A 23,811-nucleotide genomic window follows, 5' to 3' on the forward strand; every position below is an offset into this window, starting at 1 on the left:
CATCTCGATCACGTCACGCCGCGATCACGCAGATCCAGATCGAACAACATGTCCTGGCCCAGGCAGAAGTGCCGGCAAGCCGGCCGCAGCGCCCCGTCCAGCGTCTCGATTTCCGGCAGCGTCAGCGCCGGACGGCCGGAGCCGATCAGCATGGGCGCGACCACGCTGTGCATTCGGTCGAGGCAGTCCGCTTCGAGAAAGCGCGAGATCGTCAGCCCGCCGCCCTCGATCAGGATCCGGCGATGGCCATGTTCGGCCAGCAGCGAGATGACCTGCACGGGATCGATACCCGCCGACCCCGGCGTCACCGACTTGACGCTGACATGATCGGCGCCACCGTGACCGGCAACGCCTTCGCCGACGAGATGCCAGGTCGGCGCCGCCGGCCGCCGAAACACGCCGCGCTCGGCAGGGACCCGGCCTCGCGGGTCGAGCACCACGCGCAGCGGGTTGTCGCCCTCGACATGGCGCACGGTCAGTTGCGGGTCGTCGGCATCCACCGTGCCGGCGCCTACCACCACGGCGTCGACCAGCGCCCGCATCCGGTGGAGATGAACCAGGCTCTGCGCACCGGTGACGTAGTGGGAAGCCCCGCTTACCGTCGCGATTCGGCCGTCGAGGCTCTGGCCGATCTGCGCGATGACACGCGGGCCACGAGTGATGTCCGCCATGCACCACGGCAGCCAGATCGACAGCAGTTGCGCGGCCTCCTCGTCGACCTCGTGGGTACAGCGCCAATCGCCCCGGGCATCGATATCGAGCCGGTAGCGCCCATCGATGATAGCTCCCTCGAAGACGCCGTCACGGTTCAGATCCGCCGCATGACGAATCCAATTCCAGGCCTGCGGAGTATGTACAGGAGGAGCAGGAGGAGTACGAGAAGAGGAAGTACGAGAAGAAAAAGTCATGGTCATTCCTTGGCCAGACGGCACCACAGCGTAGCAAAGATCGCCCCTCGGGCGGAGGCGGCTCGATGAGGAATGCCAAGGCCGCCAACGACACGCACCTTCGATCATGGATGACGATCACGGCTCTCGATCATGCAGAGACGGATCATGGATGACAGGATAAGGAGACGAGCATGCGACAGGTAGAACGCGCGATTTTCGATCTGCGACGTGGCCTTCCGGTTCTCGTACGCGCCAGCCATGGCGACGTGATGGTTCACCCGCTCGAGGGCTGCGACGACGAAGCCCTGGCAGCCCTGCACGCCTTCAGCGGCAATCAGCCCGCGCTGGCACTGACCCGGCACCGCCTCTCGCGGCTGGGCATCGACTTCGAGCCCAGGGTCGGGCTGGTACCGATCGACCCCGCCGACCGGGCGAACGAGGTCATTGCCTGGGCCAGTGCGGAGGAGCAGCGCTTCTCGCTGGAGAACCGGCCGCTGACCGCCAACGACGGCAGCGTGGCGGCGCTGGACCTGATGCGCATCGGCCTGCTCATCCCCGCCGCGATCGTCGCCAGCGTCAGCGATGGCAAGCGCGCCCAGGTGGAAGCCCTCGTCGCCGAAGGCACCGTGCTGGCCGTCGCTGCCGAGCAGATCGCTGCCTATTCGGAAACGCGATCGCATTTCCTCAAGCGCACCAGCGACGCGGAAATCCCGCTGTCCCACGCCGAACGCGCCAGATTCGTGATGTTCCGCGAGGCCGACGGCATGCGCGAACACATCGCCATCATCATCGGCAAACCCGAGGAGTGGAACGACGCCGTGCCGGTACGGTTGCACTCCGCCTGCCTGACCGGCGATCTCTTCGGCAGCCTGCGCTGCGACTGCGGCGAACAGCTCCGCGAGAGCGTGCGCACCATCGACGAACGCGGCGGCGGCGTGCTGCTCTATCTCGCCCAGGAAGGGCGCGGCATCGGCCTGGCCAACAAGTTGCGCGCCTATACGCTGCAGGACGGCGGGCTGGATACGGTGGACGCCGACCAGGTGCTCGGATTCGGCGAGGACGAGCGTACCTACGGCGTGGCGCTGGAGATGCTGGAACAGCTCGACATCACCCGCATCGAGCTGTTGACCAACAATCCGGAGAAGATCGCCGCCATGGACCAGGGCGGCGTCGAGGTCGTCAACCGCCGCGGTGTCTACGGCAAGCTGACCAAGCAGAACCGGCGCTACCTGGACGCCAAGGCCAAGCGCGCCGGCCACTGGCTGGAAGAGGTGCTCAACGAGGGCGAAAGCGGGCCGGTGACGCCGCTCAAGCGCCCCATGGCCCGCTGACAGGCGCCTCGGACGAAGACCGACGTCCGGGCGACGCCGATCTTCAGGCATCGCCCGGATCCCGACCGCGCAGCGTGGCCAGGTCGAAGCGCCCCGCTTCCTCGATCACCCCCGCCAGGCGGGCGCCGAAATGCTCGACCAGTCGCTGCCCGATGTCGGCATCGGCCAGCGTCGCGTTGCCGGTGACACCGCTCGGGTGCAGATCCTGGGCCATCCAGGCGTAGCCGGCATCGCCTTCAGGGCCTAGCGTGGAGCCGGCCTGCTCGCGAAGACGGCCTTCGGAGACGGCATCCGCCAGATGATCGAGACGAACCTTGTGGGGCGCGAGGTGCAGCATCATCGACGTTTCCAGCGCGCCACCGTGCAAGCCATGACGCAGCTCCTCGGCGGGCAGCGCCTGCTCCGGGGGCGCGAAGCGAAAGTAGTTGGCCTTGACCACCAGCATGCCATGGGCGGCGCGCAGCTTGAGTGCCGCCAGATCGATGACCGCCTTGTTGCCGCCGTGGCTGTTGAACAGCACCAGACGCTGGATGCCGGCCCGATGCACCGCCTCGCCCAGCGCCTCGATCACAGCCATCGCCGTCTCCGGCATCAGGCTCAGCGTTCCCGCGAAATCGGTATGCTCCAGACTCGAACCCAGCGCCAGCGGTGGCAGCGCGATCACGCCCCGGGTCGGCTCGAGCTGCCCCGCTGCTGCCGCGAGCAGCCCCAGCCCGATATCTAGATCGGTCGAGAGCGGCAGATGCGCGCCGTGCTGCTCGATCGCCGCCAGCGGCAACACCGCCACCGTCGTCTCGTCGACCAGTCCGGCAAGCTCGGTGCTGGTCAGATTCTGCCACTGATGAAGACTCATGCTTCCCTCCCTGACGAATCGGTTGCGATGGATACCGCCGACGTCTTCAGCAACCGCTCCGCGATTGCACTGTCCCTGACCACCCGTCGCGCCACGGCGTCGCGCAGCATCCGCTCGTCGTTGCCACCGCGGGGCTGAGTCTTGGCCAAGGCCAGCGTCAACCGCGAGCGCGCTCGGGTGATGCCGGTGTAGATCAGCTCCCGCGTGACGATGGGGTTGGCCCGCGCCGGCAGCGCGAACAGCACATGCTCGAATTCCGAACCCTGCGACTTGTGGACGGTCATGGCGAAGGCGGTCGCCGCCGCATCGAGCCGCGACGGCAGCACCTGACGCACGCCGTCGCCCTGCGGGAAGCAGACCCGCAGCCGCCCTCCCTCGTCGGGCAGCGTCAGCCCCAGATCGCCATTGTAGAGCCCGAGCTGCGGGTCGTTGTGCGTCACCATCACCGGGCGCCCGGCGAACCAGCCGTCGGTGCGCGAGATCCAGCCCTGCTGCCACAGCGCCCGCGCGATCCGCTCGTTCAACCCCTCGACGCCCCACGGCCCGCGTCGCAGCGCGCACAGCACCTGAAAGCGGCTCTGCAGCGCGAGGATCGCTGACGGCGAAGCCCCGGTCCGCAGCGCTTCGAACAGCTCCCGGTAACCTGACACCACTGCCCGCTCGAACGCCGTGGCGTCGATATCCAACGTCGCCAGATCCTGGAAACCGTCTTTCAACACCTGGACAAAGCCGCGACCGTCGCCGGCATTGGCGGCTCTGGCGAGCGCTCCGATGCCGCTGTCCGCCCGGAAGCGAAAGCTCTTGCGCAGCATGGCGACGTGGTCCGCCAGCGGCTTGGTCTCGGCGGCGGCGGGCAGCGGCTCGCCGGCCACCGCCTGCAGATAGTCACGCAGGGACTCGGAATATCCCGTGCCGTCGCCGACGCCGGCGCCCGCGCACAGATCGCCCAGGACCGAACCCGCCTCCACCGAGGCCAGCTGGTCCTTGTCGCCGAGCAGAATCAGTCGGGCGTCCGCCGGCATCGCCTCGAGCAGCGCCGCCATCATCTCCAGGTCGACCATCGAGGCCTCGTCCACCACCAGCAGATCCAGGCTCAACGGCGCCTCGGCGTGATGGCGAAAATGGCGCGTGTCCGGACGCGCCCCCAGCAGGCGGTGAAGCGTCTGCGCCTCCTGCGGAATCGCGTCGCGCACGGCCGCCGGCACCGCCAGGCGCCCGACCGCCCCGGCGATCGACTCGGACAAGCGGGCTGCCGCCTTGCCGGTGGGTGCCGCCAGCCGGATACGCAGCGCCTCGCCGTCCCGCGCCAGCGACTGCTGCTGCAGCAGCGCCAGCAGTCGCGTCACGGTAGTGGTCTTGCCGGTGCCGGGGCCGCCGGAGATGATCGTCAACCGCTGGCGCAGCGCCAGTGCGCACGCCACGCGCTGCCAGTCAGGGTCGTCTCCCTCGCGCTGGTTGCCGGCGAACAGTGCCGCCAGCTGCTCCGCCAGTTCGTCGGCGACGGCCAGCGGCTGGCCCAGGCGCTGACGCAGGTGCGCCGCGACGCCGCTCTCGGCCTGCCAGTAGCGGCGCAGATAGAGTCGTTCGCCATCGAGCACCAGCGGCGTGGCGAGCCCCGAGGCCTCCCCGGCCAGCGCGACGATGGAGGACGCCGCCAGCACCGCCGCCCACCGCTGTGGCGTGACGCCCTCGAGCAGGGATTCCGGCAGCACCACGGCCTGCGCGGCGTCGTTCCTCTCCTCCAGCGGCGGCAACGACAGCGCGGAACGCGGCGCCTCCAGCACGCGGGATAGCGACAGGCAGACGTGACCGCGCCCCACCTGGTGGCTGGCGAGCGCGGCCGCCAGCCACAGCAACGGATCGTCGTCCGGATCGCGCTCGGCGAGAAAGATCGCGAAGTGGCGGTCGAGCTGGCGCAGCCAGCCGAGCTCCACCCACAGCGCCAGCGCCTCGAACAGCGCCTCTCGCGTCAGCGCCGGCTCGTCGACATCGAGCGCCAGGGTGAACTGATCCGCCTCGCGGGAATGCGGATCCGGCTGTCGGTCGGGTTTCTGCGACGAGGGTCGGCGGTTCATGAATGAGTCTCCCTGGACTGACGCAACAAGGCTCTCGCCGGCTCGGCGTCCCCTTCGAGCCAGGCATCCAGCGCCTCGATCAGCGCCCGGTCGGGGCGGCGATGGAACACCCCGGGGGCGACTTCGGACACCTCTTTGGGCGCATCTTCGGGTGCATCTTCGGGCGCGTCTTCGGGCGCCATGGAGAGCGGCGCCATGGAAAGCGACGGCTCGGCAAGCCCCCGAAGAAAGACATAGCAGGCACCGCCCACATGCCGGTCGTAGTCATAGTCCTCCAGCCGCGACTTGAGCAGGCGATGCAGCGCCAGCACGTAGAGCACGTACTGCAGGTCATAACGGTGATCCACCATCGCCGCGGCCAGCCGCTCGCCCTGATAATCCGCCGGATCGTCGCCCAGATGGTTGGACTTCCAGTCGAGCACGTACCAGCGCCCGCCCGCTTCGAAGGTCAGGTCGATATACCCCTTGAGCATGCCGTTGAGCTTGCGCGGCGCCAGCCGGGGCCGCAGTCCGGGCAACGGTTCGAGCCGGGTGACGAGCCGGTCCAGCGGTTCGCTCCACGCGTCCGAGGCCGGCAGCCAGAACTCCAGCTCGGTACGCCACGCCTCGAGCCGGTCGAGACGCACCGGGTGACCATCGACATGCATCAGCGGCAGCCGCAGCCGTTCGAGCAGCCAGGCGTGCAGCAGCGACGCCCAATCGGCGTCGAAGCCGCTCATCGCCAGGCGCCGTTCGATATCGCGGCGCAACGCCACGGCGTAGGCCGGGTCTTCCAGGCGATCGAAATCGAGCCTTTCCAGCAAGCCGTGCAGGAAGGTGCCCGGCCGCGGGCCTCGCGGGAAGTCGAGCAGCGAACGGATGCTGGGCCGCGGTACTGGATCGCGCTCGCGGCTGACCTCGATGTCCAGCGTCGCCGGCAAATCCTCGCTGGCTGCCGCCGCATCCTCTCCGCCGCCTTCGCCGTTCGTGTCGCGGTGCCACGCCTCCTCTCCCCGGTCGGTATCGCCCAGGGCCCGGCGCGCGTCGGCAATCAGCGAGGTATAGGAGGCGATCCACCAGTCGTCATCGATCTGCCCCCGAAAGACGCGTGCCGGCTTGGTCTGCGGTGCGAACGCATCGATTCGCAGCCGGTGAACCGGCGCCTCGGGCGGGGGCTCGATCGCCAGCCACCCGGCTTGCTGGCCTTCTTTCAACCGTCCCAGCAGCGCCGCGCCGTCGTCTTCCTTGTCGCTGCCCAGCAGCCGCCCCAGCGCCGTCTCGTGCAGGCAGCCGCTCTTGCCACGACCGCGGCCGACATGCGCCACGCCCAATCGGCAGGCGTAGGCGGCGCGGGTCAGGGCGACATAGAGCAGCCTTACATCCTCGTCGAGACGGGCCAGATCGGCCTCGCGCTGCTGGGCGTCGTCCGGCGACGCCACCATCACGCTGCCTTCGCCCTCCGGCGACTTCAACGCCAGCAGCCCGGTCTGGCGGTCCGGCTCCGCCGGGCGGTGCGAGCAGATGAACGGCAGCAGCACGATGGGATATTCGAGTCCCTTGGACTTGTGCACCGTGATCACCCGGACCAGATCCTCGTCACTCTCCAGACGCTGGCTGAGCGCCTGGCTGTCCAGCGTCTCGACGCCTTCCTGCAACGCGCGATGCCACCAGCGCAGCAGCGCCTGCTCACCGTCGAGCCGCTGCTGGGCGTTCTGCGCCAGTTCGCCGAGATGCAGCAGATCGGTCAGCGCCCGCTCGCCGTCGGTACGCTGGGCAAGCCGCTCGGCGATACGGAAGTCCCGCATGACGGTGCGTAGCATGGGCAGCACGCCGCGCCGCTGCCACTGGCGGTGGTAGTCGCTGAAGCGCTCGACCTCGCGCTCCCACGCCAGTTCGTCGGCCAGCAGCGGCTCCAGCGCCCGGGGCGAGTCGTTGAGGAGCTTGGTCGCCAGCGCCGCCTTGAGCCTGGCGTCCTGACGCGGCTGGGCCACGGCTTCGAACAGCTGCAGCAGCTCGAACGCCTGGGGCGTATCGAACACGCTCGAGCGCTCGCTCAGGTAGACGCTGCGGATACCGCCTTCGGCGAGCGCCGCGCGAACCTTGAGCGCCTCGCCGCCATGGCGGACCAGAATGGCAATGTCGGCGGGCTGCACCGGGCGCTCGCCCTTCGCCCCCTCGAACCGCCATGCGCCTTCCAGCAGCCGCTGCACCTCCGCCCGCGTCGCCGCCGCCATCACGTTCTGGTATTCACCGCGGGAATGGCGCTCGGTATCCGGCCACCAGACGCCCAGCGCCGCTACCGGCTGGCCGCCCCGGTCGACCAGCCGCGTCGACTTGGGGTTCGACTCGACGGCGACGAACGGAATCTCGTCGCTGCCGAAGGGTTGCGGATGACCCCGGAACAGCGCATTGGTGGCCTCGACCATGGCCTGGGTCGAGCGGAAATTGCGCATCAGCGTGAAGCGACTCGGCGTCGCCCGGCGCGCGCGCAGGTAGGTATGGATATCGGCCCCGCGAAAGGCGTAGATCGCCTGCTTGGGGTCGCCGATCATTAAAAGCGCTGTCGTGGCCGGATCGCTCTCCGGCGCACGGTAGATGTTCGAGAAGATCCGATACTGGACCGGATCGGTATCCTGAAATTCGTCGATCAGCGCCACCGGCAGCTCGTGGCGGATGCGCGCCGCCAGCCGCAGCGCCGCGCTGTCGTCGGCTCTCGTTTCGCTCTCTGTAGCCACTATGCCCGCTGGCCCGTCCGATGACGGGGCCGGCCGTGCCAGGGCGGCATCGAGATCATTGAGCAGGTCCGAGAACTCCCACAGCCCCTGGCGGCGCTTGTCGGCAGCGAAGCTCACCGCGATGCGGTCGCGGGCGTGGGCCAGCACCTGTCGGGCGACCGCGTCGAAGGGCCGGCCGTGGGCGGCGAGGCGATCGAGATGGGCAAAGAACGGGTGCGTTGGCGCTGTCAGCCCTTTCTGGGCCGCGCTCTTCAGCAGCGCCCCCGCGAGCTTCTCCTGACTCAGCCAGAAGCGCCCGCTGCTGTCGGTGATCTCCTCGGCGGCCTCGAACTCGCCCCGGGCCAGCCAGCTTTCGAACGCCGCCAGCCGATCGGCCAGCTCGTCGGGCTTGAAGCTCCTCTTGTTGAGCACGCCATCGTGGAATGCCTCGGCCATCAAGGCGCCGATGGCATCGCGATCCCAGGCCGCCGCCAGCGCCGCTTCGATGGACTCCCGTTCGTGCAGCCCGCTTTCCAGCTCGGCGAACAGCGCGGTCAGGGAGTCCGGCGCTTTTACCGCCTCGCCGGCGACCCACAGCGGCTGGGGTTCGCCATCCTTCAACAATGGCCGCAACGCGGCCGCCAGCGCTTCCGGCCCGCTCCACTGCGAACGGATCTGGCGCTGCCAGCGCTCGTCGAGCGGATAGAACTCGCACCGCCAGTAATCCTCCACCGCCCGAGCCAGCAGCGCCTGACCATCCTGCAGCAGCTCGGCGGAGAAGCGTGCGCCGGCGTCGAAGGCGTGGCGGGTCAGCATGCGCTGGCAGAAGCCGTGAATGGTGAAGATCGCCGCCTCGTCCATCAGCCGCGCCGCCTGGTCCAGCCGCCGGGCGCCGCTGCGGCAGGCCGTCTCGCCCGCCGTGGCCAGCGGCTCCAGCAGTTCGGCCAGTACCGGATCGTGGCGATCCTCGGCGCTTGCCAGCAGCCAGTCGCGGGCCTGCTTGAGACGCGCCCGGATACGCCCGCGCAGCTCGGCAGTGGCGGCTTCGGTGAAGGTCACGACCAGGATCTCGGGCGGCGTCAACGGCCGGGGGAAATCCACCGTCTCGCGGCCGGGCAGCGGCCCCAGCACCAACCGCACGTAGAGCGCGGCCAGGGTGAAGGTCTTGCCGGTGCCGGCGCTGGCCTCGATCAGATGATGGCCGATCAACGGCAGGCCGACGAGCTCGAGCGGGACGGTTTGTTCCCGGTTTTCATTCGTGACACCGCTCATTCGCTCGCCCCCCCTCGAGACCGGGTCGATGAGGGTTTCGATAACGGCTTCGATGACGCTGGCGTTGCCACCGCCTGGGAACGGAAATGGGAATGGGTCTGCTGGGACGCTCGCAACAGGATCTCCAGTATCGGTTGATAGTGGGCCACGCTCTCGCGGACGCCACCGGCCGCCTCGAACGTCTCGAAATCCGGCCACAGCTGGCCAAGTCCGCCTTCGCGCTGGGCCAGCGACGGCATGCCGAAGCCGCCCTCGTCGTACGCTTCCGCCAGCTGGTCGCGCCAGCCGGGATCGAGCGATTCCCCCGCCGCCAGCCCGCCGAGCGCCTCGCGATCGGCCAGGCTCCACAGCGTCTTGACCAGCGCATCGCTGGCGGGCAGCGGCGCGCACCAGGCGCGCCACCAGGTGCGAAGCCAGTGGCCGAGACTCGCCCGCGCTTGCGCCCTCTCCAGCGTCGGGAACTCCAGCCAGCGGTCCTCGAAAATCGCCGTCCACCGGCAGGGTGACTCTCCGCTGGCGTTGACCAGCAGCCAACGAACGTAGCCCGCGTAGAGTCGATGCGGCTTGCCAAGCTTCTTCCACGGGCCGTCTCCCGAGCCCTTACCATCGGGTTTGAAATGGCCGAAGTGGCTGGTCTCCAGCGTCACCAGGCCAAGACTGCCTGCCTTCCCGCCGTCATCGTTTTTGTCACCCTCATCGTTTTTGTCGCGGTCATCGCTTTTATCGAGATAAAGACCGTCGACTCTGGCCTCCAGCGCCAGCGCGGGACAGTCGGTCGTCGCGTCGATCGCGAACCGCAGCATGGGCGGTGTCAGCGCTTCGGCGCCGTCGACCCGGCGATGCCAGCTCTCCAGTTGGGTCTGCAGGCGCCTGAGCGGCGGCTCGATCGTCGCCAGGCCGAAACCCGCCGCCGGCAGCCGCCCTGCCAGACGCAGCCGGTCGGCGACCTGCGCCAGCGGCTCGTGGCGACGGCCGGCATCCAGCAGCTCGCGCTTGAGCGTGTGATCCTCTAGGGCATCGAGAATGAACGGCTCGCTGTCCTCGTCGGGCACGTCGGGATCCTGGAAGCGCACTCCCAGGCGGCCAAGGTAGACGCTCCAAGGCCGGCGCAACAGCCGCTGCAGATCGGCAAGCCCGAGCGCTTCCGCTGGCGCGGGCACGGCATCCGGCGCCGCTGGCTGCGCCATCTCGGTGTCTGGGTTCTCAGCCAGCAGATGCAGTGGCTCCCAGCTGGTATCGAAGGTGTAACGCGGATCGTCGGCGTGAAAATAGCGCCGCGAGAACGGCTGTAACGGATGCGCCTCGATCAGTCTCGCCGCCAGCGCCGCTTCGTCGTCCTGTATCGAAGCGTCGCCCGAGTCCGGCCGCCAGCCCTGCTCCAGCGTGTCGAGCAGTTCGCCGATCAGCACCGAGGGCGGTCGTGGGGTGTTGTCGCGCTGATCGAAGCCGACCCAGGAGAACGTCAGCCGTTCGCGGGCGGAGAGCAGTGCCTCGAGCAGCAGGTAGCGGTCGTCGTCGCGGCGGGAGCGGTCCCCCGGACGCGGGCGCTGCGCCATCAGGTCGAAATCCTGCGGTTGGTGCGTGCGGGGATAGGCGCCGTCGTTCATCCCCAGCAGGTAGACCTGCCGGAACGGAATGGCGCGCATCGGCATCAGCGTGGCGAAGTTGACCTTGCCGGCCAGAAAGCGCTGGGCCAGGCCGCCCTCGTCGAGCTCCGCCCTGAGCGCGTCGCGCACCACGGCGAGGCCGATCGGCTGGGTAAAGGCGGCCAGTTCGCAACTCTGCTGCCAGCGGCCCAGCGCCTGATCCACCCGCGCCAGCACGTCGTGTTCGTCCAGCGCCGTGGGGGCGAACAGCGTGTCGATCAGGTGTCGCAAGCGCGCCAGCCACCCCTCCGGCGTGACGGCGGCGCTCAACGCCTCGCACTGGGCGGCCATCATGCGTATCAGCTCGGCCAGCCGCCCGGCGAGATCCGCTTCCAGCCCGCCCACCTCGTCGTAGGGCACGATCTCGTCGAACTGCCACGCGGCGCTGGCGGGTAACGGGCCGGTGGAATACCCCAGCAACATGCGCTCGAGCCCGAACGCCCAGCTGTTTTCATGCAATGCCGGAAAGCCGAGCGAGCGGCGGTGCGCGCCGGATAGCCCCCAGCGCACGCCGCTTTCCGCCAGCCATTGGCGCAGGCGCGGCAATTCCGACTCCTCGATGGCGAAGCGTGCCCGGAACGCCGGAACGTCCAGCGCATCGAGCAGCTCGCTCACGCCCAGCCGCCGTTCGGGAAGCTCCAGCAGCGACAGGATCAACACCATCATCGGATGCGCTTCACTGGCGACCTGATCGGCGATGGTGAACGGAATATGGCGGGGATCGTTGGACGGCAATTGACCGAAGACCGCCTCGATGTAGGGCGCGTAGACGTCGATCTCCGGCACCATCACCAGAATGTCCCGGGGCCGCAGCGGCGTACCCTGGCTGCTGGCTTCCTCGAACGCCGCCAGCAGCCGATCGTGCAGTACCTCCACCTCGCGCAGCGGCGAGTGCACGCTGACCAGTGACAGCGAGGCGTCGTCCGGGGCGATCAGCCGTTTGCCGCTTTCCCGGGTTCGTTCTCCGGGATGCCTGAGATCGAGAATGTCCTGCTGCAGCTGGTTGAGCAGCGGCGCCCGTTCGGGATGCGCTTCATCGACCGGATCGCGGAACAGGTCGGTCTCGACGTCGAAGCCGCCATCCTGGCTCTCGAACTCGTAGAGGCCGACGATGAAATCCCGCCCTTGCGCGCCCCAGGCAGCCAACAGCGGATTGGCCTGAAGGTGCAGCGCCTCCTCGTCCAGCGCCTCGAGCCATGGCGCTTCCGGGTGCCGGGACTGCTGTCGTGCCATCGCCTCGGCGGAGAGCCGCCCGGCGCGCTTGATCGCCTCCCGGTCGGAGACGATGTCGCCCCAGTAGTGGCGACACGGATTGGTGATCATCAGGAAGACGTCGATGACGCCGGAAAGCGCGTGCAGCGCCTCCAGCGTCTGGGAAGGCAGCGCCGAGATGCCGAACACGAAGAGCCGGGGCGGCAACCCTGGCGGGCAGCTCTCCTGCTGTCTGGCGGCGCGCAGAAAACGACCATGCAGGCTGGCGCGGTGAAACGCTCGCTCGGTCGGGTCGGCGTCGGCGATCAACGCTCGCCATAGCGCCGGCTGCCAGCGCTGGTCGGCGGGCAGGTCGGCCGGAGCGTCCTCCCCCGCTTCCCAGGCGGCCAGCCAGTCGGGGCGGTAGTTGAGATACTGGTCGAACAGATCCGCCAGACGCACCGCCAGTTGCCAGCGCTTGCGCTCGGCCTGCTCGGCGGCCCGGCGCTGCGTGCCCTCCTCCATCGCCGCAGACGATTCGGCACCCTCGTCGCCGTGCGGTCGGCCCGCCGTAGCGCTTTCCAGCCCGGCGCTCAGATAGTGGGCGAGCGGCGCGAAGGTGACCGGGTCGCTGGCGATCTCGCCTTCCAGCAGCCGCAGGATGCGCCATGCCAGCGGGCGCTTGTCGAACGGCGAATGCAGCGGAATCGGCCGGCTTTCGCCGTCTTCTCCGGCCTGTTCGAGCACCGCACGATAGGCACGCCAGACGAAGCTCGACGGCAGCGGGAAATCCACCGAGGCGGCGATGCCGTCGGCCTCGGCCAGCGAGAGGCGCAGCCATTGGGCCATGCCGTTGGACTGCACCAGGAAGGTTTCCGGGGTCAGCGGCGGCAACCGGTGGCGCTTGATCAACGCCAGTGCCAGATCGTGCAGGTCTTCGAGGTGATTGGCATGCAGGACGCTGAACATCCGCTCTCCCGGGTTCTTGGATCGAGGGTCGATGAGGCTTCGACAAAGACGCCATCCTACCGTGGTGCGGGACGACGATCACCCGGTGCCTGTGGCAAGATGGGACGTTCTCGTGTCAACCATGTCGTCGCCGCCATCACTGCCTCCGTGGCAGCCAATGGCAACGTTCACGGTAGCCATGACGACCTCCGCAGTGACTAATAACAATAACCGTAGCAACAAGGACTTCCATTGACGACACCCGTCTTCCTCGCCGTGCTGGCCGGTGCCCTGATGCATGCCAGCTGGAACGCTCTGGTCAAGGTCGGCCTGGACCGACTGCTGAGCATCTCGCTGATCCAGGCCGCCTGCGCCGTGATCGCGCTCGCCGGCGTGGCCTTCGTGCCGCTGCCTCAGCCGGCCGCCTGGCCGTGGCTGGCCGTATCGACGCTTTTGCATATCGGCTACAACGTGTTCCTGGCCCGCGCCTATCGGGTCGGTGATCTCGGCCAGATCTACCCGATTGCTCGCGGTTGCGCGCCCCTGCTGGTCACGCTGATCAGCGTCTTCGCGCTCAGCGAACATCCGTCATGGATCGGCTATCTGGGTATCGCGGTGCTGGTGCTCGGCATTCTGTGCATGGCCTTTCGCGGCGGCACGGGGCCGCGGCTGGAGCGCGCCTCGCTGATCAACGCGCTGACGACCTCCGTCTTCATCGCCGGCTATACGCTGGCCGACGGCAGCGGTGCCCGCGCCAACGGCGATGCGATCGGTTACGTGGTCTGGCTGTTTTTGTTCGATGGCTTCGGCATGCTGCTGGCGCTGGTCGCCATGCGTGGCGTCCGCGCCCTGCCCGAGCTGACCCGCTACTGGCGGGTCGGCCTGCTCGGCGGCGCCCTCTCCATCGGTGCCTACGGCATCACCATCTGGGCCATGACCCAGGCGCCGATCGCGCTGGTGGCGGCGCTGCGGGAAACCAGCGTGCTGTTCGCCATTGCCATCGGTATCGTCTGGCTGAAGGAGCCGTTGCACCGCGAACGCTTGCTGGCCGGCGGCCTGATTCTGGGTGGCGTCATCCTGGCGCACTGGGGTTGATCGTCGACTGTCATCCTGCGTCAGGACTGCTAGGCTAGGAGCAATGACTTCTCGCTCTGCCAACGCCGCTTTACCCGCTTCCGGCGCGCATTCGCCCCATATCCGGACTCGAGCCATCGAGGCGACAGCCATCACCACGACAGCGATCGGCAAGGAGCCCATTTTGCCTCTCACCGCTCCACCGCACGCCACCAACACCGACGGCCAACCGCGCCGGGTCGGCGTCGAGCTCGAGTTCGCCGGCATCGGGCCGATCCAGGCGGCGCGTCTGGTCGAAATGACCTTCGGTGGTCGTGTCGAACAGCACAGCGCGCATCGACTGCAGGTCACCGGAACACCATGGGGCACGTTCCACATCGAGCTGGACAGCAAGTATGTCCACCCGGACGAACAGCTGCTCGATCGCGCTCGTACCACTGATGGTCAGCCGCCGGGTTTCGGCGAGCACCTGCGCGCCAGCGTGCACAGCCGTACCCGCGAATGGCTGGGCGATATGGTCGCCGGCCTGGTGCCGACGGAGATCGTCTGCCCGCCGATTCCCTGGGACGAGCTGGCGCGCCTGGACGAGCTGTTCGCGGCGCTGCGCCGCCACGGCGCGGAAGGCACCGATGCCAGCCTGCTCTACGGCTTCGGCCTCCATCTCAATCCGGAAATCCCTTCTCCCGAGGTGGAGAGCATACTGGCCTATCTGCGAGCCTATCTGATCCTGGCCGACTGGCTGCGCGACGAGATCGTCGTCGACGTGACCCGGGACATGCTGCCCCATACGCGGCCGTTTCACAGCGACTACACCCGCAAGATACTGGCACCGGACTACTGCCCCACCCTGCAGGCTCTGATCGACGACTACCTGGTCGCCAACCCGACCCGCAACCGGGAGCTGGACCTGCTGCCGCTGTTCGCCTGGCTGATGCCGGATCATCCCAACGCGCTGCTACGGGAAACGCTGGTCAAGCCACGGCCGACCTATCACTACCGCCTGCCCAACGCCGCGCTCTCCGACCCGGAATGGGGCGTGAGCGTGGAGTGGAACCGCTGGGCGGAGGTCGAACGTCTCGCCGCCGATCCGGATCGCCTGGCGGAGCGCAGCGCAGCCTATCGCGAGCATCTCGCCCAGCCGACCCTGAGCCGCTGGCTCGATTCCCTGCGTCACTGGATGCGTCATTGATGGCTTCACCGAAACACGCGGCGATAGCCCTGGGAAACGACAAAAGCCGTCCGCTGATCGGCATCACCACCTCGGATCACAAGAGCCTTCTGGCCTGGTGGTGCGACTGGATTTCGGTGTGGCGCGCCGGCGGCAGGCCGGTGCGGATCTCTCCGGCGCGCCCGCTACAGCAGGCGGTGGATGGCCTGATCATCGGTGGCGGCGACGATATCGGTGCCCAACGCTACGGGGGCGAGGTTCAGTTGAATGTCCGCGTCGACCCCGCCCGCGACGAGCTCGAGCTCGACCTGCTGGCCGACTACCTGCCGACCCGCGTGCCGATCCTGGGTATCTGCCGTGGCGCCCAGATGATCAACATCCACTGCGGCGGCAGCCTGATCGAAGACATCCAGACGACTTATAGCCACATCAAGAACCGGCGCACGGTGCTGCCCCGTAAGCGAATCGAGATCGAACCGTTCAGCCAGCTGGCCGACATTCTCAATCGCCGCTACTGCCACGTGAACAGCCTGCATCACCAGGCGGTGGATCGCCCCGGGGACGGCCTCAAGGTGGTCGCCCAGGACCGCGACGACCTCGTGCAGGCGATCGAGAGCGAACGCCACCCGTTTCTCATCGGCGTGCAGTGGCACCCGGAATTCCTGCTCTTCAGCCGTTCCCAGCAGCGACTGATCCGAGCGCTGGTAGAAGCCGCGAGGCACCGCGAGGCTGAATCCAGAGAGGCCACAGCCAGAGACGTCAACATCAGCGACGTCGAGGCCAGCGAGGCCACAGGCAGCGAGGTCAAAGCCAGCGCGGATCCGCCGTGAAGGAGACGGTAAACCAGCGCTGTTCGGCGGGGATGGAGAGACCTTCGGCGATCTCTTCCCGGATCCGGTCGAGTTCGGCGATCCCGCTACCGCTGGCGAAATCCGGTGTGGTAACGATGTGGATCTCGATGTTGTGCACCCGCCCGGTCTTGGCGACATAGCTCTCGAAGCGCTCCAGCCCCGGCCGCTGCATGACTGGCGCCATCGCCTCGCGAACCTCGCGGTCGAGCCGCGATGGCGCCATCATCAGTACCTCCCGCATGGCGCGATACACGATGCCTGCCGGCACCGGCATGAAGCCAAGCGTCAGCACCACCAGCAGCGTCGAATCCACGTAGGGTATCTAGGGCGCGAGAGCCGTCCCCTGCATCACCAGCGCCGCGGCAAACGCCACCAGCAGGGCGCTGGTGATCAGTGCCGCCATCAGCCAGTTCTGGATGTCGATCTTCACGAAGTCGGACCGGGCCTGACGGTTGAGCCGACGTTCGACGAACACCATCACGTAGCAGATCACGCAGACGATCAGCGAGTAGCCGATCGCCATGTCGACTGCCAGCGGGTTGCCGCCCTGAAGCAGCGTGCTGAGCGCATTGAGGAAGGCGTAGAAGCACAGCAGCAGCAGGATCGCGCCGTTGAGCGCCGCCGCCATCGGCTCGAAATGCCAGTAACCCAGCTGGAAACGTCGCGTCGATTCACGGGCGACCAGTTTCGATACCATCAGTGCCAGCAGCGACATCGCCGCATCGATCGACGAGAAGACGCCGTCGAACAGAATCGAATGCGACCCCGACAGCAGCCCGAATCCGACGCCGAGTCCCGCCACGACCAGCGTCGTGACGATGGATAGCTTGAGTGTCTTCTGCTCGAGGGAGACGTCCACGCCACACCCCTTTTCGTCTTGTTATGTGCGACTTGTCGTGTGCACCCTGGTACGCGGAACACCGGCCACGACGATGCCGAAGCTCAGGAAGGCATCACGGCCAGCCGCCGCCCTGCCGGGGAACGCAGCAGAAACAGGCCGATGACGACGCCCATGGCCGATAGCGCAACGACATAGATCGCCGGCGACATCGGGTACCAGCGCATCAGCGTGGTAACGATGATCGGCGTAAAACCGCCGAAGATCGCATAGGCGACGTTATAGGAAAACGAGAGCCCGCTGAAGCGAACCGCGGCCGGGAACGCCTTGACCGCTACCGCCGGAATGGCGCCGGTAATCCCCACTGCGAAGCCGGCCAGCGCATAGAGCGGCATCAGTTGATCCGGGCGCTGGCCAACGACGCTCATCATCAGCCAGTAGCTCGCCCCCAGCAGCGCGCTCCAGCCGATCATCGTCGCTCCGCTACCGAAACGATCGGCGCACCAGCCGGCGATCACGCAGCCCACGATCAGACACAGGATCGCCACCACGTTGGCCAGCGAGGCATCCAGCCCGGCGTACTGCGCCGCCAGCAGCGGCGGCGTCATCAGCATCACCACGACGATCGCCGCGGTCAGGATCCAGCTTACTGCCATGGCCAGCAGCACGCCGCCCAAGTGATCGCGAAGCACCGCCTTGACCGGCATCTCGGCGGCCAACGCCTGGCGTTCACGCATCTCGGCGAAGACCGGCGTCTCGCGCAGCCAGCGGCGAAGATAGACCGCCACCAGCCCGAAGATGCCGCCGAGCAGGAACGGGATTCGCCAGGCGCCGCCGGCCAGTTCCGCCGGGGTGAAGTAGGACTTCATGATCGCCGCCACCAGCGAGCCGATCAGAATGCCGGCCGCCAATCCTCCCGACAGCGTGCCGCAGGCGAGACCGACATGGCGACGCTGGACATGCTCGGTGACGAACACCCAGGCACCCGGCACCTCGCCGCCCACGGCCGCGCCCTGCAGCATGCGCAGCAGCACCAGCACCAGCGGCGCCAGGTAGCCGATGGCGTGATAGGTCGGCAGGCAACCGATCGCCAGTGTCGGCAGCGCCATCAGCAGGATCGATAGCGTGAACATCCGCTTGCGCCCCAGCAGGTCGCCGAAGTGCGCCATGACGATGCCGCCCAGCGGCCTGACCAGATAGCCGGCGGCAAAGATGCCGAAGGTCTGGATCTGGCGCAGCCATTCCGGCATGTCGGGTGGAAAGAACAGCTGGCCGATGACCGTGGCGAAGTAGACGAAGATGATGAAGTCGTAGAATTCCAGCGCGCCGCCGAGGGCCGACAGCGAGAGCGTCCTGATATCGTTGCGGGAGAGCGGGCGCGACGGGATCGTCGTGGGATCGTGAGCCATATCGGTGTTCCAGAAGGACGACGCCCCAGGGCGCCGTCACGGTCATTCCGGGCGAAGCCCGAGCCCCGCGCGTCGGCGTGGCGCGGGGCTCGAGAATCGGTTTCAGTGCTGCATCACCGCCAGGCGCTGGCCGCTCGGCGCCCGCAGCAGGAAGATGCCGATCACTACGCCGAGTAGCGCCAGCGCGGCGATATAGTATGCCGGCGCGGCGGGATGACTAGCCATCAGCGTCGAGACGACGACGGGCGTGAAGCCGCCGAAGATGGCGTAGGCGACGTTGTAGGAGAACGACAGCCCGGAAAAGCGCACCGCGGCCGGGAACGACTTGACGGCAACGGTGGGCACGACGCCGACGATCCCCACGCCGAAGCCGGCCAGGCAGTAGAGCAGCATCAGCTGGTCGGGCTGAGACGGTACCGTATGCATCATGATCCAGTAGGTGATTCCCAGCAGCAGGCTCCACAGAATGATGGTGATGCCGCTGCCGATACGATCGCAGCACCAGCCCGAGACCACGCAGCCGATGATCACGAAGACGATCGCCCACACGTTGGCCAGCGAGGCATCGATGTCGTAGAGCGACTGCAGCAGGCTCGGCGTCATCAGCACGACCACGACGACGGCCCCGGTAAGGATCCAGGTCACCGCCATCGACAGCACCACGCTATCCAGATGCCGGCTGAGCACCCGCTTGACCGGCAACCCTTCGGACAGCGCTTTCTTGGCACGCATCTCGGCGAACACTGGCGTCTCTTCCAGATAGCGGCGCAGGTAGACGGCCAGGAAGCCGAACACGCCGCCGATCAGAAACGGCACGCGCCAGCCGTAGGCGGTCATCTCTTCGGGGGTAAAGTACGACTTCAGAAACGCCGAGATGATCGAGCCGATCAGGATGCCGGCCACCAGCCCGGCGGCCAGCGTGCCGCAAGCGAGGCCGACGTCCTTGCGCGAGACGTGCTCGGTGACGAAGACCCAGGCACCCGGGACTTCACCGCCAACCGCCGCACCCTGCAGGATACGCATCAACACCAGCAGCAGCGGTGCCAGATAACCGATGGTTTCGTAGGTCGGCAGGCAGCCGATCAGCAGCGTCGGCACCGACATCAGGAAGATCGACAGCGTGAACATGCGCTTGCGGCCCAGCAGGTCACCGAAGTGCGCCATGATGATGCCGCCCAGCGGACGCGCCAGATAACCCGCCGCGAAAATGCCGTAGGTCTGCACCATCCGCAGCCATTCCGGCATGTCGGCGGGAAAGAACAGGTGGCCGATCACCGTGGCGAAATAGACGAAGATGATGAAGTCGTAGAACTCCAGCGCGCCGCCCAGGGCGGATAGCGACAGGATCTTGATGTCACCGCGTGACAGCGGACGCGACGGAGCCGCATCGTATTGAGGTGCGTTAGCCATAGCCGTGTTCTTTTTTCTGAGGCGTTGAAACGTGCGAGTGTCCAGTAGCCAACGTGCGTCACGGATGCTCGACAGAGGATGCCGTCCGCCGCATGAAGGGGCCATGACATTACCAGACTTTAAAAGTTCCGTCAGTGTGGGGTTGTCAAGCGACAACCCCTTCGGAGGTATCGCCGAGAGCGTCGGTTTTCCCGATCGACACAAAAAAGCCGGCCTCGCGGGGCCGGCTTTCGACATCACCGATGCTCAACTTTCCAGTTTGGCATCCAGCGAGATCCTGGCGTTCAGCAGCTTGGAGATCGGGCAGCCTTCCTTGGCCTTCTGAGCGGCGCTGTCGAAGGTTGCCTGGTCGGCCCCCGGAATCTTGGCTACGGTCTTGAGCTGGACTTCGGTAATGGTGAAGCCGCTGTCGTCCTGCTCCATGATCACGGTGGCATCCGTCTTGATGCTGTCCGGCTCGATGCCCTCTTCGCCCAGCATCATGGAGAGCGCCATCGAGAAGCAGCTGGCATGAGCGGATGCGATCAGCTCTTCCGGGTTGGTGCCGGGCTGACCTTCGAAACGGGTATTGAAGCCGTAGGGGCTCTCCTTGAGCGCGCCGCTCTCGGTGGAGACGACACCCTTGCCTTTCTTCAGGCTGCCTTTCCATTCGGCAGATCCGAATTTCTTGATCGTCATCGTCAACTCCTTCTGGTTTGCTATGACGTTTCGACGTCATCGGCCATCGCGGTGGATGGGATGAGGATCAGTGTAGACCACTTGCGCCAGACGTCATCCGCCCCGACTCACCGACTCCCGCGTGAGCCGCGAATTCGCTACGCCTTGAGCGCATCCAGCGCCGCGTCGTAATCCGGCTCGTTCTTGATCTCGCTGACCAGCTCGGCATGCACGACCTTGTCCTGCTCGTCGATCACGATGACGGCCCGCGCGCAGAGCCCCGCCATTACCCCGCTCTGCAAGGCGACGCCGTAATGCTCCCGGAATTCCGGATGGCGAAAGCAGGAGAGCGTGACCACGCGGTCCAGCCCTTCGGCGCCGCAGAAACGGCTCTGCGCGAACGGCAGATCCGCCGATACGATCAGCACCGCCGTGTTGTCGAGCCCGCTGGCATATTCGTTGAACTTGCGCGTGGACATTGCACAGGTCCTGGTATCGACGCTGGGAATGATGTTGAGCACCTTGCGGCGCCCGGCAAAATCCGACAGCGACACGCCTTCCAGCTCGCCACCGGTCAGGGTAAAGGCAGGCGCCGTCTCGCCGACGACCGGAAAGTCGCCTCCCACCTCGACGGGTACGCCGCCTCGCGTCACGCTCTGCATGGCTGTCTCTCCAAAAAACGATTCAAACAAGAGGAATGGATTTAAACGAAAGGAATGATTCAAGGGCGAAGCGATTGAAAGGATCGCAGCGGCGTATCCGGTGACACCCGCGCCACCGACCAGCATAGCCTATTCCTGTGCTTCGCACCCCGCCCGCGCCAGGACACGGCGCGATACCTTCAGCGCCTCTGAATCTGGCGCTCGCAACTTTGCCATGTTGCGCTGCGGGATCGATTCGGGATCGGGATAGCTCGCCAGCGCTCGTTCGAGCTCCGCTTCCCGGAGAATATGCACCATCGGGTAAGGCGAACGATTGGTGGCATTGGCCGGGTCGGCCGCCTCGACGCCGTCGAAGACGTAATCCGGGTGGAAGCTGGCCAACTGGTAGATGCCGGTGTATTCGAGCTCCTCCAGCAGTTGCTCCGCCAGCTCGAGCCAATCCAGATAGTCGTCGAAATCCTCCATGCCGGCCGGCGCGATCAGCAGCGTGGTGGCAATTCCGGGCTCGGCATCCAGGCGACGGCACTCCGTCACCAGTTCGTGGAGCAGCCCCTCGAGATCGGTGGCATCGGCCACCGCGTAGCGGATGGCGTCCCGTCGCGATTCGCGGCCAGCAAAGGGGCAGATATCGTGGGCGACGACGAAGGATTCCAGCCAGGCCCGCGTGCGGCCGATAAATGAAAGGTCGATGACGGAGAGCTCCTGAGTCAGGGACGTGAACCGAATGAGGCGATCGTACCCGTCGAAAAACGATTCACATGAAATCAATCGACGTCTCGCGGGCACCCGGCGATATTAATCGATTGTCGAGATAGACGGTTGCCGAGATAGACGATCGTCGAACCATAGGGTGATCGACAAAGCCATTTGCGAAACCCGCGAGTGGCAGCCAGCATAACAGCAACGCCTTAACGAACAGGGGGTTCCATGCCAAGTACGCCATCGCGCCCAAGTACGCCACCGTGCATCGTGCTGCCAGAGAGCCAGGCAGCGCCCTCGATATTCCTTCCGGCCATCGGCCAGGGGACCTGGTACATGGGAGAAAACCAGGTGCCGCGCCGGCAGGAAGTCGCGGCGCTGCGCCATGGGCTGGATCTCGGGCTGGAGGTCATCGATACCGCCGAGATGTACGGCGACGGCGGCGCCGAAGAGGTCGTCGGCGAGGCAATCCGCGGGCGGCGCGACGACGCCTTCATCGTCTCCAAGGTCTACCCCTGGAACGCCGGCCGGGAGAGCGCCATCGCGGCCTGCGAGCGCAGCCTCGAACGGTTGGGCATCGACACGATCGACCTCTATCTACTGCACTGGCCCGGCAACATTCCCCTCGAAGAGACGTTCGAGGCATTCGAACGGCTGCGTGACCAGGGCAAGATCCGGCGCTTCGGGGTTTCCAACTTCGATGCCGGCAACCTCAGAGCCATGGAGGCGCTGCCCGCCGCCGCCGACTGTGCCACCAATCAGGTGCTCTACCACCTCGGCTCCCGCGGCACCGAAGTCGATATCGTTCCATGGATGCAGGATCACCATATTCCGGTGATGGCGTACTGCCCGCTGGCGCAGGGCGGGCGGCTGCGATCCAAGCTGCTCTCCTCGTCCGTGGTCAACGACATCGCCGACAAGCACGGCGTCAGCGCTGCCCAGGTACTGCTGGCCTGGGTCATTCGCCCCACCAGTGTCAGTCAGGATGGAGCACGAGGCGTCATCGCGATTCCCAAGGCATCGAGCCTGGCTCATGTCGAGGCCAATGCCGCCGCGCTGGAGATCGAGCTCGACAGCGACGACCTCACCCAGCTCGACAACGCCTTTCCCGCCCCGAAGGAGCCGGTATCGCTGGATATCGTTTGAACCGCCCCGAGGTCAGAACGATCCCCATGGCGACACCGTTTCCTACAGCGGCAGCTGACCGGTGGTTGCCACCGAACCGCGCCGGGATGCCAGCCGATCCGCCAGCCGGGTCGGCTCCGGCAGCTTGGTCTTGCCCAGGCAGCGCACCACCCAGTCGACGGCGCCATCGAGGGACATTCGATGCCCCGGCGACACGAACAGCGGTTTCACCCCCTCCCGCGAACGCAGCACCGCGCCGATGGTGACGCGGCCACGCTCGTCGAGGGCAACGTCGTTCGGGTCCTCTTCGCGCCGACGGTCGGTCAACGGCGTCCATGCGCCCTTCTCCAAGGGCACGTCGCCAAACTGACCGCATAGCCGGCTCTTGCCCACGCCGATGGTGGGCAGATCGAGCCAGAGCCCCAGATGCGAGGCGATGCCCAGACGGCGCGGATGCGCGATGCCCTGGCCATCGACCATGATCAGATCCGGGCGCTGCGACAACTGCTCGAACGCCCCCAGCGCCGCCGGAATCTCGCGAAACGACAACAGCCCCGGCACGTAGGGCATGCGCGTCGGCTCGCGATGCACTACCTGCTCGATCAAGGTGAGCGACGGCCATTCGAGCAGCACCAGCGCCGCCCGCGTGGTCTCCCCGCCATCTTCGAAGCCGATATCCATGCCGGCGATCAGGCCGACCTCTCCCAGCGCCTCCTCGCGGACGATCCGTGGTGCCAGCTGCTTCTGCAAGGCGATCGCCGCCTCGGGCGTGAGATTCCATTCATGTAGCGCCATCCTGCGCCTCCCGCCATCCAGGTTGAGGACATCAGCCTAGGGCCTGTTGCCGTTTCATGCACGGCCGCGCCGCTCTCCGACCTAGACTCATCTTTCAATCCCGATTCGCCTTTCAATCCCGATTCGCCCTTCAAGTCCGATTCGGCCTTCAACGGACGCGACGTCGCGTTACACTTGGCGACGCTTTTGCCGCTTCACTCTCTCAGACGCAACAGGGCGCCGCG

At 66.7% G+C, this 23,811-nt stretch carries 18 protein-coding genes; 5 read left to right on the top strand and 13 right to left on the bottom strand.

Features of this window, described 5'->3' with window-relative positions; all coding sequences use genetic code 11:
* Nucleotides 1–8 precede the first annotated feature (8 nt).
* On the bottom strand, nt 9–908 hold the full coding sequence (locus tag CCD76_RS02790; RefSeq protein ID WP_256961056.1) for a RibD family protein: 900 nt from the start codon (nt 906–908) through the stop codon (nt 9–11).
* 173 nt (nt 909–1,081) lie between these two features.
* On the opposite strand from CCD76_RS02790, the gene ribA reads away from it, so the two are divergent.
* The gene (gene ribA / locus CCD76_RS02795) at nt 1,082–2,221 is read left to right on the top strand and encodes a GTP cyclohydrolase II RibA (protein WP_087718005.1); all 1,140 of its coding nucleotides are present in this window, start codon (nt 1,082–1,084) and stop codon (nt 2,219–2,221) included.
* A gap of 43 nt (nt 2,222–2,264) precedes the next feature.
* On the opposite strand, the gene CCD76_RS02800 is transcribed toward ribA, so the two are convergent.
* From CCD76_RS02800 to recC, 4 genes are read right to left on the bottom strand one after another with little or no spacing between them, the layout of a single operon-like run.
* Nucleotides 2,265–3,074: a creatininase family protein gene (locus CCD76_RS02800; RefSeq protein ID WP_087718006.1), complete on the bottom strand. Its 810-nt coding sequence runs from the start codon at nt 3,072–3,074 to the stop codon at nt 2,265–2,267.
* Entirely contained in the window at nt 3,071–5,149 is a 2,079-nt protein-coding gene (recD, locus tag CCD76_RS02805) for an exodeoxyribonuclease V subunit alpha (RefSeq protein ID WP_087718007.1), read from the bottom strand. The genes CCD76_RS02800 and recD overlap by 4 nt, the downstream gene beginning before the upstream one ends.
* Nucleotides 5,146–9,114 carry an exodeoxyribonuclease V subunit beta gene (recB, locus tag CCD76_RS02810; protein ID WP_087718008.1) on the bottom strand — a complete coding sequence of 1,323 codons (3,969 nt, stop codon included), beginning with the start codon at nt 9,112–9,114 and terminating at the stop codon, nt 5,146–5,148. The genes recD and recB overlap by 4 nt, the downstream gene beginning before the upstream one ends.
* Nucleotides 9,111–12,920 carry an exodeoxyribonuclease V subunit gamma gene (recC, locus tag CCD76_RS02815; RefSeq protein WP_087718009.1) on the bottom strand — a complete coding sequence of 1,270 codons (3,810 nt, stop codon included), beginning with the start codon at nt 12,918–12,920 and terminating at the stop codon, nt 9,111–9,113. The genes recB and recC overlap by 4 nt, the downstream gene beginning before the upstream one ends.
* Before the next feature lie 231 nt (nt 12,921–13,151).
* Here recC and CCD76_RS02820 point away from each other — a divergent pair, with 231 nt between their 5' ends.
* The 3 genes from CCD76_RS02820 (at nt 13,152) to CCD76_RS02830 (ending at nt 15,971) form a co-directional block, all read left to right on the top strand.
* Nucleotides 13,152–13,994, top strand: a complete 843-nt coding sequence (locus CCD76_RS02820; protein ID WP_087718010.1) for an EamA family transporter — start codon at nt 13,152–13,154, stop codon at nt 13,992–13,994.
* Between the two features lie 163 nt (nt 13,995–14,157).
* Nucleotides 14,158–15,162 carry an amidoligase family protein gene (locus CCD76_RS02825; protein ID WP_087718011.1) on the top strand — a complete coding sequence of 335 codons (1,005 nt, stop codon included), beginning with the start codon at nt 14,158–14,160 and terminating at the stop codon, nt 15,160–15,162.
* Complete coding sequence (locus CCD76_RS02830) at nt 15,162–15,971, top strand: gamma-glutamyl-gamma-aminobutyrate hydrolase family protein (protein ID WP_087718012.1); 810 nt, start codon at nt 15,162–15,164, stop codon at nt 15,969–15,971. The genes CCD76_RS02825 and CCD76_RS02830 overlap by 1 nt, the downstream gene beginning before the upstream one ends.
* On the opposite strand, the gene CCD76_RS20305 is transcribed toward CCD76_RS02830, so the two are convergent.
* The 7 genes from CCD76_RS20305 to CCD76_RS02860 form a co-directional block, all read right to left on the bottom strand.
* Nucleotides 15,946–16,305, bottom strand: coding sequence for a hypothetical protein (locus CCD76_RS20305; RefSeq protein ID WP_256961057.1), 360 nt, complete (start codon nt 16,303–16,305; stop codon nt 15,946–15,948). The two genes, CCD76_RS02830 and CCD76_RS20305, sit on opposite strands and share 26 nt — an antisense overlap.
* Before the next feature lie 9 nt (nt 16,306–16,314).
* Nucleotides 16,315–16,851, bottom strand: a complete 537-nt coding sequence (locus CCD76_RS20310) for a cation transporter (protein WP_256961058.1) — start codon at nt 16,849–16,851, stop codon at nt 16,315–16,317.
* A gap of 83 nt (nt 16,852–16,934) precedes the next feature.
* Nucleotides 16,935–18,239: an MFS transporter gene (locus tag CCD76_RS02840; RefSeq protein ID WP_087718013.1), complete on the bottom strand. Its 1,305-nt coding sequence runs from the start codon at nt 18,237–18,239 to the stop codon at nt 16,935–16,937.
* Between the two features lie 102 nt (nt 18,240–18,341).
* On the bottom strand, nt 18,342–19,649 hold the full coding sequence (locus CCD76_RS02845; RefSeq protein ID WP_087718014.1) for an MFS transporter: 1,308 nt from the start codon (nt 19,647–19,649) through the stop codon (nt 18,342–18,344).
* A 246-nt stretch (nt 19,650–19,895) separates the two neighbouring features.
* Entirely contained in the window at nt 19,896–20,327 is a 432-nt protein-coding gene (locus CCD76_RS02850; RefSeq protein WP_087718015.1) for an OsmC family protein, read from the bottom strand.
* A 137-nt stretch (nt 20,328–20,464) separates the two neighbouring features.
* The gene (gene tpx / locus CCD76_RS02855) at nt 20,465–20,968 is read right to left on the bottom strand and encodes a thiol peroxidase (protein ID WP_087718016.1); all 504 of its coding nucleotides are present in this window, start codon (nt 20,966–20,968) and stop codon (nt 20,465–20,467) included.
* A 129-nt stretch (nt 20,969–21,097) separates the two neighbouring features.
* A complete protein-coding gene (locus CCD76_RS02860; protein ID WP_256961060.1) occupies nt 21,098–21,736 on the bottom strand; it encodes a DUF1415 domain-containing protein in 639 nt (212 codons plus the stop codon).
* 159 nt (nt 21,737–21,895) lie between these two features.
* Here CCD76_RS02860 and CCD76_RS02865 point away from each other — a divergent pair, with 159 nt between their 5' ends.
* Entirely contained in the window at nt 21,896–22,813 is a 918-nt protein-coding gene (locus tag CCD76_RS02865; RefSeq protein WP_087718017.1) for an aldo/keto reductase, read from the top strand.
* Between the two features lie 42 nt (nt 22,814–22,855).
* Here CCD76_RS02865 and nfi read toward each other — a convergent pair whose 3' ends face one another.
* Nucleotides 22,856–23,587, bottom strand: coding sequence for a deoxyribonuclease V (gene nfi, locus CCD76_RS02870; RefSeq protein ID WP_087718018.1), 732 nt, complete (start codon nt 23,585–23,587; stop codon nt 22,856–22,858).
* Nucleotides 23,588–23,811 lie beyond the last annotated feature (224 nt).

This window comes from Salinicola salarius, from assembly GCF_002179555.1.
GTDB lineage: Bacteria > Pseudomonadota > Gammaproteobacteria > Pseudomonadales > Halomonadaceae > Salinicola > Salinicola salarius_A.